Source organism: Desulfobulbus sp., from assembly GCF_030824455.1.
Classification (GTDB): Bacteria; Desulfobacterota; Desulfobulbia; order Desulfobulbales; family Desulfobulbaceae; genus Desulfobulbus.
The window spans coordinates 1-14,676 of record NZ_JAVBXR010000104.1; the positions used below are offsets into that span (position 1 = coordinate 1).

Sequence of the window (14,676 nt, forward strand, 5' to 3'; positions counted from 1 at the left end):
GTGGTTGAGGGTGTAGAGCGTGGACATGCCGCACACGCAGCGCACCGTTTTTTTGCGGACCCCTGGCTGCACAGCGACGTGCCGTTTTTTGGCGCAGCGGGCGCAAATGACGCGAATCCGGCCGTCTTTCACCGTACAGGTCTGTGCTTTTCCTTGCATGGGCAACGTCCCTTCACAGGTTGGCTGAGAAACAATATGTTCGAGTACATCCCACCCGCCCGGTTTTGTCAATGGGGGGCTGGTCCGGTGGGTGGGATTTCGGGAAAAAAACAGCCTTGGCGTGTTGCCCGGCGCCCGGATGTCTCCCCGCGCCTTTGCACTCATCCATCGTTTTTGCAGATTCCCGTTGTTCTTGCGGCCAAAGTCCGTTTGTATGGAGACAGGCAGTCGCGACCAAGGCCTGATGGATGGAGCGAACCTTCTGGGAATTCTCAGCGCCTGGGCGGTGGGCAGTTCCCGGGGTGACGCATTGGATTGGATCTAGGCTTTTTTCGATATTGTAAACTTCTGTTCAGGTTTTGAGAGCTTCGGTTATGAGTCCAACACCAGTGTATGACTCCATCGCTATGAATGATCTGCAGGCGCGCACGCAATACGAAGCCTGGTTATTGGAAGCTGTGTATGATGTCGCTGGAGTGCCTGTTATTGCAAATCTCCCTGATCAATTAGTCTACCCGGCCAGTGGTGCGCCTCCAGTGTATACTACCTTTGTCGCCGTCAAGATGGGCGGTAATTGGCGACATCATTTTTTGGAAGCAGGAGCGCCGCTGGTCTTCGTTACCAGCTTCAAATTGCTCGATATGCTGCTGGAATGGGTGCTTGAGAGGAACGGGGCGTCATCAACGTTCAGATTCAGTGAAAAAATTAAATCGTTAAAAAAGGGGGTAACGTTTCCGCCTTTCTTTGATTCAAAACCCTGGATTTCTGATCGATTAGTTGGAATTTACGAATACCTTGAGCCGTTACGCGGAACTATCATTCACTCTCGCCACTTTCATACGTCTGATGGCACGTTATGCGTTGCAAAATCAAAATCAGGCGTTGTTAGCCCTGAGGTTGTGATCAATGCCGATGCATTAAGGAATATCGCTGTGGTGGCCGTTTCATCGTTGCGATATGTTGAAGGGAGTTGGGTGATGAATGCTTACACGGAGAAGCACCTTCGTCATACGCTTGATCAATTAGGCCATCTCCATGGCTTGCCGTCTTTGGGTCAGAAACAGCCCGTTTTTTTAACCGTCAGGGTATGCCTCACCTTGAGTGATGCGGTCACAGTAGATCTTCAACGCATTCGAGACGACATTGCCCGGATATTGCCTGGTCATGATGTGGTGTTTGACCTGCGTATTGTTGCTGTGGCTGAAAACGGGGAGAAGGCTGTCGGGTATCTTTTTCCGTGGGAAGAACTCCAAGATAAAGAGGGTCAGCTTTGTAAATTGACCGCTGACATTCTTTGTTTTGAGAGGCCCTTGCCAGAAAATTTTGATATTCAAGCATATCGCAGCATTTAAAAGCAACCGCATGATTTTCTAACGACGAAAAATTTTGTAAAAACTTGAATGGCAATTTTCCCCGCCGCCTATCACCCGCCCTACACCCTCACTCCGGCCATTCTCCGCCTGGCGGCGGAGATCGGCGAGGCCATCGGCCGTTACACCGTCCTTGCCGAGAGCCGGCTAACGCCCAGGTTGCGGCGGGAGAACCGGATTCGCACCATCCAGGCCTCGTTGGCCATCGAAAACAACACCTTGAGTCTTGCGCAAGTCACGGCGGTCATCGAAGGGCGCCGGGTGCTGGGTGATCCGCGCGAAATTCAGGAAGTGCGCAACGCCTTTGCCGCCTATGAACGGTTGACGGAGTGGCGGCCGACTGCGGTTGAGGATCTGCTCGCGGCCCATGGCCAGCTCATGTCCGGGCTGGTGGATGAGGCTGGACGATTCCGTTCAGGCGGGGTTGGCGTTTTCCGGGGCAAGCAGATGGTGCACATGGCCCCGCCGGCCGAGTTGGTTCCGGCCCAGGCGGCCGATCTGCTCCTGTGGTTGGAGCGAACCCAGGAACACCCGCTGGTGGCCAGTTGCGTTGTGCATTACGAACTGGAGTGCATCCATCCCTTTGCCGACGGCAATGGCCGCATGGGCCGCCTGTGGCAAGCGCTGATTCTGCGGCAGTGGCGTCCCTTGCTCGCCTTTTTGCCTATGGAAACCGTGATCCGGGACCGACAAGAAGCGTACTATTATGCGCTTGCCGAATCGGATCAACGGGCAGACAGCGCGCCTTTCATCGAGTTCATGCTTGCCGCCCTGCTCGAATCCCTGCGGAAAGCCGCAGCGGCAGATCACGCCGCCGACCAAGTAAGCGACCAAGTAGGCCAAGTCATCGAGGCGTTGGCGGGACAGGAGTTGGGTCGCGCCGCACTGATGGCGGTTCTTGGCTTTGTCCATCGTCCCAGCTTTCGCGTCCATTATCTGGACCCGGCTTTGTCGGGCGGCTGGATTGAGCGCACTCAGCCCGAAGCCCCCCGCAGCCCCAGCCAACGCTATCGCTTGACCGAAAAGGGGCGTGTTTGGCTGCGGCGCCGCCGGGAGAACGGTTGAAACAACCGGAGGAGAACACCATGGAAACCATCAACGCCATCCTCAGCCAGCTGACCTTTGCGGACCTGGACCAATGGGCCGGGGAGAAGATCCGGGCCAGAGGCCAGGCCTATGTCAAGCAGGTGGACGGACTGCAGCGCGCCCATGAGGACGATCTGGTCGCCTGGGTTGCGGGGACCGAGGACTACGCGACCCTGGTGCGCCTTGACCCGACCGGTCAGCACGGATGGTTCTGCACCTGCCCCTATGAAGCCGGCCCGTGCAAGCATGCGGTGGCCGTGATTCTGGCGGCGGCGGAGGAGGTCAAGCAGCAGCGGCAAATTCCGGTGCTCGCCGAGGACGACGACCTCCATCTGATGCTCTTTGGCGAACCCGACGACGAGGTGGATTGGGAGGACGGCGAGGAGGTCGACAGCGCTGACAACGCCGAGGAAGCGGCGGCCGAGCCGGCCATTGTTCCCGAAAAGGTGAAAAAAGCCGGCGTCTCCAAGGTGCGCAAACTCCTGGGCGACAAAAGCCGGGAGGAACTGCTCGACCTGCTGGTTGCCCTGGCCAAGGAATATCCCGAAATCGAGCGCCGCGTGCAGGAGGCCGAGCAACTGCGCAGCGGCCAGATTGAGCCGCTGGTTAGATCATTGCGCAAGGAAATCAAAAAGCTGACCGGTGAACCCGCCTGGTACAGCCATTGGAACAACGAGGGCAGCATCCCCGATTATTCCCACGTGCAGCGGCAGCTTGAGGCCCTGCTCGACAAGGGCCACGCCGACCAGCTGCTGGAACTGGGCGACGAACTGTGGCGACTGGGCACGGATCAGGTGGAGCAGTCGGACGACGAGGGACACACCATGTCCGCCTTGAGCGAGTGCATGGAGATCGTGCTGCAGGCGGTGCCGCAGTCGTCGTTGCCCCGTTCGCAGCAGTTGCTGTGGGTGATCGACCACCTGCTGGAAGATGAATTTTCCCTGCTGGAATCCGGGGACGCGGTGCTGGACAACGCAGTGTACACCCCGGCCGACTGGCGCGAGGCGGCGGTTGCGCTCGAGCATCGGCTGAGCGCGGCGGCAAAACCGCGCGGCGCCAATTTTTCCGACGCCTACGGGCGGACGCGGCTGGTCAACCGGCTGATTGACGCCTACCAGAAGGGCGGCGAATCGGAAAAAATTCTGCCGCTGCTGGAGACAGAGGCCGATACTTGTCAGAATTACGAGCAATTGGTGGTCCGGTTGCTGGAAGGCGGCAACAAAGAAACGGCCCGGCACTGGTGCGTTCAGGGGTTTTGCCGCACCCTGAAAGAGTCGCCCGGCATCGCCGCCGGCCTGCAGAAGCGGCTGCGGGAGATGGCGGCGGCCGACAAGCGGGACGACCTGGTTGCCGCCTATCGGGCCCAGGATTATTTCAGGCGCGCCTCGCTCGAGAATTTTCGCGAATTGCGCAAGGCGGCCGAGAAGATAGGCGCCTGGCCGAAGTTGCGGGAATTGGCGCTCGGCTATCTGGAAACCGGTCAGCGGCCCGATCTGCCCGGCAAAAAAGGCGAGGCCGCAGCCTGGCCCCTGCCCGAACCAGAGGTGTGCTTCCCGCCGGAAAAAGGGGTGGGCTTGAAGCAATTCCCGGATCGTCAGACCCTGCTTGACATCGCCATCAGTGAAAAACGGTTCGACGACGTGGTCAGTCTGTATCAGGCGCTGAAGAAAAACAGCCGTTTGGGCTTGCACGGCGGCGATAAAGTGGCCAAGGCCGTGGCCAAGACCCATCCCGAGGTGGCGCTTGAGATCTGGCGGGGCCTGGTTGACCGCCTGATCGCCGAAGTCAAGCCCAGGTCTTACGTCGAGGCCGGTGGCTTTCTCCGTTTGATGCACAAGGTCTATGAGGCCGGCAATCGCCAGGCGGACTGGCTGGCGCTGCTGGCTGAACTGCGGCGCACCCACAAGGCTAAACGGCGTTTGTTGGAAGTGCTTGACGCCTTGAGCGGGGCGAGCAAAAAAATCGTGGGGTGAACTGGCCGGGGCGCTGGCCTGCGCTCTGCAACCGGCGCCGCAACGTGGCAGGGCGGTTCCGGCGCCCGTGAAGAATTAATTTGACGGATTGGCTGCGGTTCTTGTAATCATTACGTTGTTATTTCTGAAGGTTGAGCTGCGGTTGCCGCCGACGGCGCAACCCGCAACTACCCGGCAACAAGCCGCAAGCCCAGTGTTTGCACAGACCCAGGACAGCCCACGCAAACCGGAAGATCCGTTGGCCGCAGGAGGACCAGCGGGGAGCGCCGGCCACCACACAGGAGGACCAGATGGTTCCAGCTCCGAATATTAAAACCATTCTTTACGCCACCGATCTCGGGGAAAACACACGGCCGGTTTTTCGCTTGGCCGTCAGTCAGGCCCGACGCTACGACGCCCAGTTGCTGATGGTGCATGTGGTTGAGCCGCTCGGCACAACCGGCACGGCGATCATTGCCAACTATCTTTCCGGAGAGGCGGCCGACAAAATCAACCGCGACGGCGCGCGGGAAGTTCTCGAGATCATGAAGAAACGGCTCGACGCCTACTGCAAGGAGGAGTTGGAATCCTTTGGCCTCGACCGCACGCCGGTGACCGAGATCGTGGTCGCCACCGGCAAACCCTGCGAGGAAATCCTGGAGCTGGCGAAAAAACGTCAAGTGGATATGATCGTCATGGGCACCTCGACCCATTCGTTCTTTGGCAGCGCGCTCATGGGGACCACTGCCCGGCGCGTCTCCCGCCACAGCGAGATCCCGGTGCTGCTGGTGCCCAACACCCCAAAATAATCCGGCGGATTGTTCGACCTCCAGCCCCGATTTCGGCGTCCTGCCGGATCGGGGCTTTTTTTTTGATGACCACTCCAATGCAGCCGTTTTTTCTGGAGCGCATCCTGAAATCCCTGGCGATTGGGTTGGTTTGGGCTGCGGAGGCGGAGCATCGCAAGAACAGGGACGCTGGAGCGTCCGGGTTTCGTTCCCACGCCGGAGCATGGGAACGATCTCGCTGGCGGGCGTATGCGGAGGGGGAAGGGGGTTTTTTCACGCCGGGCCGGTGTAACGAACGGCGGCTGCGGGTTTTTTTCAGCTGAATCCCGCCTGGCCGGCCTGGGCGGTTGCCCAGAACGCCTGGATCACCGGATTGGCCAGATGTTTTTCCAGGGTGCAGGCCCCGATGATGAAGGGCGGCAGGCCAGGGGCGACCTCGAAGACGCGCACCCGATCCTGGAGCGGGCTCTGTTCCAGCACCAAGCCCGGCGCGACGCCGACGCCAAAGCCGAGGCTGACCATGGCCAGCAGGGCCTCGTTGCCCGCCACCTCGGCGTAAATGTTGGGTTGGACGCCCTTTGCCTGAAACCAGCGGTCGACGCGAATGCGGCTCAAACCCTGCTCAGCCAGAATGACTGGGGTTCGCGCCCAGTCAACCGCGCCGTCGTCGTTGACCAGGGGAACCGCCCCGTCGACCGGCTCAATGAAAACCAGCGGCGTTTGCGCCAGTTCAAGAAACATCACCGCCGGCGGCAGTTGCTCGGGCAGGGCGGCGATGATCACCTCGGCCTCCCGGTTTTTGAGCTTGTCGAGGGCCTCGGCCGCGTCGCCGGTCTGCAGTTTGATCTGCACCCCGGGATGGTCGGTGCGGAAGGCCTGGAGGATGCGCGGCAGGATGGAGGTAGCGGCGGTGACCGAACAGTAGAGCGAGATCTCGCCGCGCAGGGCCTCGTCGTCGGCCAATTCGCGCTGCAGGGCCTGCCAACGGTGTTCGGTCTCTTCGGCATAGCGCTTGAAAATTACCCCGGCCGGGGTCAGGGAGACGGAGCGGTTGTCGCGCCGGAACAGCGGTTTGCCCAACTCTTCCTCAAGGCGCTGGATGGTGCGGGTCAGGGCGGAAGGGGTCAGGTTGCAGGCCCGGCTGGTGCGGCCGAAATGGAGCGACTGAGCCAGATGATTGAAGATTTTGACGCAACGTATATCCATAACCAATCGGGAAAAGAGGGAGTGTTGACGGCGTGAGACGGCGAGGTGGTCATTGTGCGCTGGTGTTGCGATTATTGCAACAATGAATTGCAAAGAAATCACTTTCCGCAATGGAAATATCGGGTATGGTGGGGATACAAACTTTGTCGGAATTTAGCTCGGTTAGTCTGAAGTCCGGGAGGGAGAGACAGGGGGAATGGCGCGCCACGGCCAGCCGGCGGCGTCAACCCATGGGTTTTTCTCTTTGCCCTCACGCCCTGCAGACCAAAAACCGAGTGACTCTTCACCCTAAACACACAGAGAGGAAAACAATGGGACAGAACTATTTCAACACCTTGCCGCTGCGTCTGCAGTTGGAAGAACTGGGCAAATGCCGCTTCATGGACATCTCCGAGTTCGAGGACGGCGTCGACAAACTCAAGGGCAAGAAGATTGTCATTGTCGGCTGCGGCGCCCAGGGGCTGCACCAGGGGCTCAATCTGCGCGACTCCGGTCTTGACGTTTCCTACGCCCTGCGCGACGCCGCCATCGCCGAGAAACGCCAGAGCTGGAAAAACGCCAGCGGCAACGGCTTTACCGTCGGCAACTACGAGCAGCTGATTCCCACTGCCGACCTGGTGATCAACCTCACCCCGGACAAGCAGCACTCCAAGGTGGTGACCGCGGTCATGCCGCTGATGAAAAAAGGCGCCTGCCTTTCCTACTCCCACGGCTTCAACATCGTTGAGGAAGGGATGCAGATCCGCGAAGACCTCACCGTCATCATGGTGGCCCCGAAATCCCCTGGAACCGAGGTGCGCGAGGAGTACAAACGCGGCTTCGGCGTGCCCACCCTGATCGCCGTGCATCGCGAGAACGATCCCAAGGGCGAGGGCTGGGACATTGCCAAGGCCTATGCGGCCGGCACCGGCGCTCATCGCGCCGGCGTGCTGCAGTCGTCGTTCGTCGCTGAGGTCAAGAGCGACCTGATGGGCGAGCAGACCATCCTCTGCGGCATGCTCCAGGCCGGGAGCCTGCTGTGCTTTGACAAGATGGTCGGCGAAGGCATCGACGCCGGCTACGCCTCCAAGCTGATCCAGTACGGCTGGGAGACCATCACCGAGGCCCTCAAGCACGGCGGCATCACCAACATGATGGATCGTCTGTCCAACCCGGCCAAGCTGCGCGCCTACTACCTCTCCGAGGAAATCAAGGAGATCCTGGCCCCCTTGTTCGAGAAGCACATGGACGACATCATGAGCGGCGATTTCTCTCGCACCATGATGGAAGACTGGGCCAACGACGACAAAAACCTGCTGACCTGGCGCGCCCAGACCGCAGAGACCGGGTTTGAGAAAGCCGCCTCGCAAGCGGCCGAAATCTCCGAGCAGGAGTATTTCGATCACGGCGTGCTGATGATCGCCATGGTCAAGGCTGGCGTTGAGCTGGCCTTTGACACCATGGTTTCCGCCGGCATCAAGGAGGAATCGGCCTACTACGAGAGCTTGCACGAGGTGCCGCTGATCGCCAACACCATCGCCCGCAAGAAGCTCTACGAGATGAACGTGGTCATCTCCGACACCGCCGAGTACGGCTGCTACCTCTTTGCCCACCAGGCCGTGCCGATGCTGGCCGATTTCATGAAAGAAGTCGGCACCGACGTGATCGGCAAAGGCCTGAACGAGACGGACAACTCGGTGGACAACGTCGAGCTGATCGGCGTCAACGCCGCCATCCGCTACACCGTGGTCGAGCAGGTCGGCGAGGAATTGCGCTCGCACATGAGCGCCATGAAACCGATCATCTGATCAGTTCCCGCGCCAGCCATCGGTCGTCAGACCGGTTTTTGTCCCCCTCTGCCCTTGCGGCGGAGGGGGATTTTTTTTGTCTACTCCAGTCGTCGGCGGAAGGTTACAGTTCAATTTTGAGATTTTTCAGGTTGGAGAGGCTACTGATGTCGGTCACTTTAGTATTTTTCAAGTTTAAGTCCTTGAGGTTTGTCAGGCCTGCCAGTGGGCTTATATCGCTTACCGGTGTATGGCTCAGGGAAAGGGTAGAGAGGTTGGATAATCCCGACAATGGGCTGAGATCGCTAACCTGTGTGGCGTCTAGGATCAATGCCTCAAGGTTTGTTAATCCCGCTAACGGACTTATATCATCGACCGGTGAATACATAATCATGAGAAACTTTAAGTCGGACAATTCTTTTAATGGACCGAGATTTTTTATTGGTAAATCGAACAAATCGAGTATTTTGATATTTTTTAATTGCATCAGGTCGTTAATGTCGCAAATTGATGACATTAAAATGGTAAGTTCGGTCAAATTTAAAAGCTTGGATAGTCCAATTATATCTCCAGATTTCATAAAAAATAAATTAAGTTTATGTAAATTTTTCAAATCACATAATGGTCTCACGTCAATCACTGATGTATTCATTAGGGTGATTGATTTAAGTTCGGTTAGTTTTGCTAATATGCTAATGTCATATATTAGCTTGCCGCTAAGTTCGATTGCTTGTTCATGGGCAAAAATGTGGGTAAAATTCTCAAGGCTGCCGTGCTGATCCTGAAATAGAAGAGCTGTCACTTGGTTTGCATAATCATTTTCTGGTTCTATCTTGGTTATGCACGGCAAGACAGCCCTCCACCCCCCTTCAATAATGCGATTACGCCATTCCCTGCCGAAGCGGACAGCTGTGTCCATGGCAACATGGGCGGCGACCAACCAGCCAAAGAGTACGTCGTGCGATTTCTCCTTTCCCCTTCCCCCTCTCTTCTGCAAATGCTGCAGATTGGGCCCAAAAAGCAATTGCGCCAATTTCTCCGTTTTCGGCAAAGAAGATTGCAGTTCAAAAAGCAGAATAAAGGTTTCCAGCCAATGCGGTTTGTGCAGAAATTTTCGTATGTTGGCTAGAGAATAGGCTTTGTCGTTGAGTGTAATCTTCTCGTCCAGGGCCAGCGCCGCAAAGTATTCCTGGAAGGAGAGATGGTTGAAAGCATAGACTTCCTCGCCGCCCTCTCTGCCCACTGGCACCAGAAAGCCGCTGCGTTTGATGATATAGTTGAGGATCGCCTCGCATTTTTCGCCGCATTCAGACAAGGAAAGCCCTTTTTCTTCCAACCCTGTTTGCAGAATGGACGCCACCTCACTTTTTCGGGCATAAACAGCCTCATCCCTTTGTCCTCGTCGTTCCTGCATGCGCAGGGCGAGAGCCGCCAGCCAATTGCTCAAGTCCAGGTAGTCGACATTGACGTTCTCGTCCCGTAGCCCCATGCCGCGAGCCCGGTCCAAGGAGACCAGATAGGTTTGCGCGATCCGCTCGTAAAGTTCCGCCCTGCCGTCCGGCAAGCGGGCTCTGCGGGCATGTATGAAACAGATCATGTTGAGCAGCACCGGAATGCGGCTCAATAGCCCTAAGCCGTCGTTCTTTTCCACCCTGCCGACCAGGTTGTCAACCCGTTCGGCGTGGACGGCTGTATCGGGTTCGTATTGTCCGTACCAGTTTGCCACAAAACGCCGCACCTGACTGGTGTTGAATGGGGCCAGGTACGTCACCGCGAAATGGTCGGTAAAATTGGGCTCAATCTGATCAATTTGTTCGTCTGTGAGACTGTTATTGGCGTCTATCTTGTTGCGATATCGCTGTTCCAAGACACTCATTGCCGTTTCTGTGAACTTGGCCCTAAGGTTCACATGGAAAAATTCTTCCAGAGAAAATCCTACAATGCGGGAAGTGATCAGAAAACGACAACGACTGTTCCGGTTCATGCCGTCAAGCAAGGCGCGGGCGAGTCCTTTTCGCGTTTCCGGTTCAGCGAGTTCATCCAACCCGTCAAGAAGAAACACCGCCTGACCGGTTGCGGTAAGTCGTTCTATGCAATCGTGATCGAGCGCGATGCCGGCGTGCTCGGTGAAAATTTTCCACAGGTCCTTCCAGGTCCGGACGCCTCCCAACTTGAGTTCCCGGAGGATAAGGGCAAAGGGAACAACGTTGCCGAGTGCGCCTTTCACGTGGTTGTCGCCGCTGTAGGTCAGCGCCAGCATGAGCCATTGCACCAGAGTGGTTTTGCCCATGCCGGGAGTGCCAAGGATAAGAAGCCGCTGGTGAGCACGAAGCGCATGGTGCACCTCCTGCAAAGGCGGCTTTTCCTTGCCGCTTTCCATGAGGATGATGTCTTCCGGTTTCAACTGCCGGGCGCTTAACAGGGGGGGGACGAACAGGTTGTTGAGCGGCACGGGTTTGCCGGTGGCGTCCCGGTCATTGTCGTCCAGAGCCAGGCCCAGGTTGGAGGTGTAGAGATATTTTTTTCGCACCTCCTGGAAATATTTCAGCAGGGCATGATCGCTGGCGGGGTTGAGATATTCGCCAATCAGGGGCTTTTGTGCAGGGGTAAGTTGTGGCATGGACCGCTGCGCTTTTTCCGAAGAAGAGACTGTTTTCATGAGAAGAGAAAGGGTTTGATTTCAATATCGGTGACTTGCGCCAATTGTTGCAACAGTCGGTGGAGGCGGAAGACATTGCTGTCGCTTGGGTTGACCGGCAATTCCCTTGCCGAAGCCACGGATGGTTGAATCCCCTGCATGGGGGAATCCACATCCTTGTCTATGTCGGAGGCGTCGGCATAGGCAATAACCTCTGAAATGTACGCCGGGTTTTTCTGCAACTGCTCAAAAATGCGGCGATGGAAGCAATAGACAACGGCAGTGACCAGGCAGAAGGCGGCTTCACGGTCAATTTCAGCGCTATCTACTCGCACTGATGGCAGATTTTCAAGTCGCCGAATCATACTGGCAAGCCGATTTGCCAGGGCTTTGATCTTCCGGGGGTTGGCCGGCAGGCAATCATACTGATCGGTGATGCTTTGGATCCTCTCCGCAAATATTGTGTGAGGGGCGTCACTCAGGAGTTTGGCAAGCAATGCAGAGAGATACTGTGATTTTTTTTCCTTGTCGGGCAAAGGCAGGTGGATGATGTCCTGGCATATTTTTTCTAAATATTCCCTGGCGTAATGATCTGCATTCATAGCTGCGCCGTCTTCATTCTTCAAGCCGAGGGCTTTGACGAGGGCACGCTCGACCTGACGTTGGTCCATGCCGAAGATGATCACGCAATTATTGAGATTCAAATAGACCTTGATTCCTTCCATGAGACGAAGTGCTGTTTCCGGTTCACAGCGGTCGAGATCATCGATGAATATGGCCAGTTTATTCATTTTCTTGCTTTTTAAAACGGTGGCGACAGCCTCCTGGAGGAGATTCCGAATGGATTGACCGGGAAGGGGTTGTTGGTATCGTTCCTTCTCCCAGGCATTGCCGATGGCCTGCACCTTGCCGAGTTCCGGTTTGAAAACACCACCGCTTGCCGCCTTCGCCACCTCGTCAAAGGCTGAAAGAACGCCTAAAAGAGCAACCCCGGATAATTTAGCGGCCTTGTCTTGCAATTTTGCCAACATTCCCATCTGGAGCCGAATTTCATTGAGCAGGGCAACGACGGGTTGAGCTTCGTGCTGATATCGCCAAGCTTCAAACCAGATCGGCATGATGGTTTTGTCCACATCCTTCGCCGCTGAAAGTCCCGGCGGCTTGTCGCCGTAGGGGTGCACCCCGGTAAGTTGGCGGCACACCTGCAACAGCATGCTGGTCTTGCCGGTTCCCCAATAGCCATTGACGCCAATACCCTTGGGTGGCGTGCAGTTGCGGATCAGTCCGCAAATTTCTCGAACAAGGCCATTGTTGTCGAAACCATCCTCTAATGTGGGGTCGTCGTTATGCGAGAGAAACATGAACACTTCCTTGTGGTGGGTTCCTTTTGTGGAAAATGCGACCTCACAATCTGATTATCTGTCTAGAAAGTCAAGGGATTTTAAAAGGTAGAGCATGGTGACTCGAAAGCCGAGGATGCCTGGGGCTACGGAAACATTGCTTATGCTTGTTTGTGCCGTATTGGGTGGAACTGTTCCCTGAACATACTGCGTGTCGGAAGACGTGCTCGTCAAATTTCGGAACGTGGCGAAAGAGCATGTTGGTTCGCGCTTTAAATAGTTCTCCGAAGCTCAGCCCCGTTCTGTGTCCGGTTGCATGCAATCGCTCCAATATAAATAGTTGATGTACCTATTTTATGTCCATTCTTCCCTCGTTGCGATTTGCCCCGCGTTTGGCCATACTCTCAACACATCCAAGCAGATTGACGAAACTTGACGAGCCGCTGCGTCATTCGTCTCCCTGCGGCGGCAAACTCCCGGTACTTCAGAGAAAGGAGCACCTGTCATGTTGAACAATCCCCTCTTTTGCAGACTGGCGCCGGCATTGCTCCTGGTGATCGCCGCTGGGCTGTTCCCTGCGTTCGGCGCTCTTGCCGACGAGGCCCGGCTGGTGGTGGACAAGGCGGTGTGGACCAACGGGGTCGAAAATTTAGAGCATATGCAGGTCTACGGCAAGACCGCCCCAGGCGCGCCCTTATGCCTGTGGATGCGGCTCAAGGGGTCGAAGTGGGCCCTGCAGCGGCTGCACAACGCCGGGAAGCTGCCCATTTACCATCAGTGGTTCCGCCACTCCGTAGTCGGCGTTTCGTCGGAGGGCGTCACCGAAGCGATTGACCACATCCAGATCCCGGCGGGCAATGTGCAGCTGATGGAACAACTCGGTAGGGAACTTGATGTTCGCGGTTATTTTGATTGGCGAACGTGGAGCATCAAGGAAAACGTCAAGCGGGGCAAATGGGTGGTCAAGGTGACCTATGCCGACGGCGAGCCGGTGCTGTGCGCCGGCGACAAAGCCTGCGTCTATGAGATCGTGGTTCAATGAAGCCGGGTGCGTCGACCATGGAAAAACCCAACGGAACGCCGGACAGTCCTTGCCTGCGGAGCTTGACCGAACCGGTTCTCAACGCCCAGTTGCTGCTTGCCTACGCTGCGGAAGCCGGGATTGACCTGCAGCCGGAAACCATCAAAGCCATCGTCCGCATGCGGCACTGCTGTGAAACCGGCCAAATTCCAGCGGATTTGGTGGAATTGGAGACCCAGTTCGTGCAGGCGACCAAGACGCTGGCCAAGGCGGTGAGCCCGGTGACGGTGATCAGTCTGCGCGCCAGTTACGACAAACGTCCGGACCTCTCGCTGATCGGTCGCTTTCGAGCCCTGCTGTGGCGGTCGCCCCCGCAGGTGTCGTTGGCAATTCTTTCGGTGCGCAGATTCCGCTTTTTGGCCTTTGTGGTGCTCGTTTTTTTGCTTTTTGTCCAGATTTACTGGGTGATTGGCTCGTCGTTGACCACTGACGTCGATGCAACCTTGAAACAGAAGGAAAAAGACGAGATGCAGCTGACGCTGTTGCAGAAAGAACAGCAGCGATTGAACCGTCAAGAGGAGACGCTGTTTGCGGAATTGCCGGCAAAGAGCGCCCAAAAACAAGAGCAAACCGAGGCGGAACTGAAAAGAATCGACAGCGAGCTGGACAAAAAACGCGATGAGATCAGCACGATTCAAGCACGGATGAACACCTACGAATTGGCCGTCGGTCTGAATTATGAGATCCTTGGCGCCTGGAACAACTGCTGGAAATGGCCGGCGCAACAGGCGGGCCGTCTGGTCGGCGACCGCCAGAATACGGGCGCCGACAACAGCGAGCCCGCAGAGGACCCCTATCAAGGGCTGTTGAGGGCGCAAAAAACGGCAAATTTTGCCCTCAACGCCATGCAGCTTTACCTGCTGCCCATCCTGTACGGGCTGTTGGGGGCCATCACCTATGTGCTGCGCACCCTGGCGGAGCAGATCAGAACGCTCACCTACACCCCGGAAACGGACATCGGCTTTCGCTTGCGGATGAACCTTGGCGCCTTGGCCGGTTTGGTGATTGTCTGGTTCATCAAAAAGGACGGCGAGGCGCAATTGCCGTTTGATTCCTTGTCTCAGTACGCCATCGCCTTTGCCGCCGGCTACAGCGTCGAACTGCTCTTTGCCGCCATGGATCGGGTCATCGGCGCCTTTTCCAGCAACACCGCAGCCCAGGAGAGTCGGAAGGCCCCGGCGTCTCAAGCGCAAGGCGGCGGGCAGGGCAACGGTTAACGCGGCAAACTCGTGACGTCGGCACGACGCGCATTGCATCCTTCTCACGCTACTTTCACGGAGCAACCTATTC

The 14,676-nt window shown here is 56.8% G+C and carries 10 protein-coding genes; 7 read left to right on the forward strand and 3 right to left on the reverse strand.

What is annotated here, in order from left to right; genetic code table 11:
• The first annotated feature begins 566 nt into the window (after positions 1-566).
• The 4 genes from RCH93_RS12650 to RCH93_RS12665 all read left to right on the forward strand — a co-directional run bounded on the left by RCH93_RS12650 (position 567) and on the right by RCH93_RS12665 (position 5,376).
• Positions 567-1,511 carry a hypothetical protein gene (locus RCH93_RS12650; protein ID WP_306548776.1) on the forward strand — a complete coding sequence of 315 codons (945 nt, stop codon included), beginning with the start codon at positions 567-569 and terminating at the stop codon, positions 1,509-1,511.
• 48 nt (positions 1,512-1,559) lie between these two features.
• Complete coding sequence (locus RCH93_RS12655; RefSeq protein WP_306548777.1) at positions 1,560-2,594, forward strand: Fic family protein; 1,035 nt, start codon at positions 1,560-1,562, stop codon at positions 2,592-2,594.
• A gap of 20 nt (positions 2,595-2,614) precedes the next feature.
• Positions 2,615-4,588, forward strand: a complete 1,974-nt coding sequence (locus tag RCH93_RS12660; RefSeq protein WP_306548778.1) for an SWIM zinc finger domain-containing protein — start codon at positions 2,615-2,617, stop codon at positions 4,586-4,588.
• A 290-nt stretch (positions 4,589-4,878) separates the two neighbouring features.
• Complete coding sequence (locus RCH93_RS12665) at positions 4,879-5,376, forward strand: universal stress protein (RefSeq protein WP_306548779.1); 498 nt, start codon at positions 4,879-4,881, stop codon at positions 5,374-5,376.
• 294 nt (positions 5,377-5,670) lie between these two features.
• Here RCH93_RS12665 and ilvY read toward each other — a convergent pair whose 3' ends face one another.
• Positions 5,671-6,561, reverse strand: coding sequence for an HTH-type transcriptional activator IlvY (gene ilvY, locus RCH93_RS12670; RefSeq protein WP_306548780.1), 891 nt, complete (start codon positions 6,559-6,561; stop codon positions 5,671-5,673).
• Positions 6,562-6,872: 311 nt separating this feature from the next.
• Between ilvY and ilvC the strand changes: the two genes are divergently transcribed.
• Positions 6,873-8,348 carry a ketol-acid reductoisomerase gene (gene ilvC, locus RCH93_RS12675; protein WP_306548781.1) on the forward strand — a complete coding sequence of 492 codons (1,476 nt, stop codon included), beginning with the start codon at positions 6,873-6,875 and terminating at the stop codon, positions 8,346-8,348.
• Positions 8,349-8,451: 103 nt separating this feature from the next.
• Here ilvC and RCH93_RS12680 read toward each other — a convergent pair whose 3' ends face one another.
• Positions 8,452-10,947 carry a leucine-rich repeat domain-containing protein gene (locus tag RCH93_RS12680; protein ID WP_306548782.1) on the reverse strand — a complete coding sequence of 832 codons (2,496 nt, stop codon included), beginning with the start codon at positions 10,945-10,947 and terminating at the stop codon, positions 8,452-8,454.
• A gap of 35 nt (positions 10,948-10,982) precedes the next feature.
• Positions 10,983-12,326 carry a P-loop NTPase fold protein gene (locus RCH93_RS12685; RefSeq protein WP_306548783.1) on the reverse strand — a complete coding sequence of 448 codons (1,344 nt, stop codon included), beginning with the start codon at positions 12,324-12,326 and terminating at the stop codon, positions 10,983-10,985.
• Positions 12,327-12,810: 484 nt separating this feature from the next.
• On the opposite strand from RCH93_RS12685, the gene RCH93_RS12690 reads away from it, so the two are divergent.
• Together RCH93_RS12690 and RCH93_RS12695 are read left to right on the forward strand one after the other, a co-directional pair.
• The gene (locus RCH93_RS12690; protein WP_306548784.1) at positions 12,811-13,347 is read left to right on the forward strand and encodes a hypothetical protein; all 537 of its coding nucleotides are present in this window, start codon (positions 12,811-12,813) and stop codon (positions 13,345-13,347) included.
• Between the two features lie 17 nt (positions 13,348-13,364).
• The gene (locus RCH93_RS12695) at positions 13,365-14,603 is read left to right on the forward strand and encodes a hypothetical protein (protein WP_306548785.1); all 1,239 of its coding nucleotides are present in this window, start codon (positions 13,365-13,367) and stop codon (positions 14,601-14,603) included.
• Positions 14,604-14,676 lie beyond the last annotated feature (73 nt).

Excerpts from the sequence above, each read along its gene's own strand:
- RCH93_RS12695 (WP_306548785.1), top strand. The coding sequence starts at position 13,365 with ATGGAAAAACCCAACGGAACGCCGGACAGTCCTTGCCTGCGGAGCTTG.
- RCH93_RS12685 (WP_306548783.1), bottom strand. The coding sequence starts at position 12,326 with ATGTTTCTCTCGCATAACGACGACCCCACATTAGAGGATGGTTTCGAC.
- ilvY (WP_306548780.1), bottom strand. The coding sequence starts at position 6,561 with ATGGATATACGTTGCGTCAAAATCTTCAATCATCTGGCTCAGTCGCTC.
- RCH93_RS12690 (WP_306548784.1), top strand. The coding sequence starts at position 12,811 with ATGTTGAACAATCCCCTCTTTTGCAGACTGGCGCCGGCATTGCTCCTG.
- RCH93_RS12665 (WP_306548779.1), top strand. The coding sequence starts at position 4,879 with ATGGTTCCAGCTCCGAATATTAAAACCATTCTTTACGCCACCGATCTC.
- RCH93_RS12650 (WP_306548776.1), top strand. The coding sequence starts at position 567 with ATGAATGATCTGCAGGCGCGCACGCAATACGAAGCCTGGTTATTGGAA.
- RCH93_RS12660 (WP_306548778.1), top strand. The coding sequence starts at position 2,615 with ATGGAAACCATCAACGCCATCCTCAGCCAGCTGACCTTTGCGGACCTG.
- RCH93_RS12680 (WP_306548782.1), bottom strand. The coding sequence starts at position 10,947 with ATGCCACAACTTACCCCTGCACAAAAGCCCCTGATTGGCGAATATCTC.
- RCH93_RS12655 (WP_306548777.1), top strand. The coding sequence starts at position 1,560 with ATGGCAATTTTCCCCGCCGCCTATCACCCGCCCTACACCCTCACTCCG.
- ilvC (WP_306548781.1), top strand. The coding sequence starts at position 6,873 with ATGGGACAGAACTATTTCAACACCTTGCCGCTGCGTCTGCAGTTGGAA.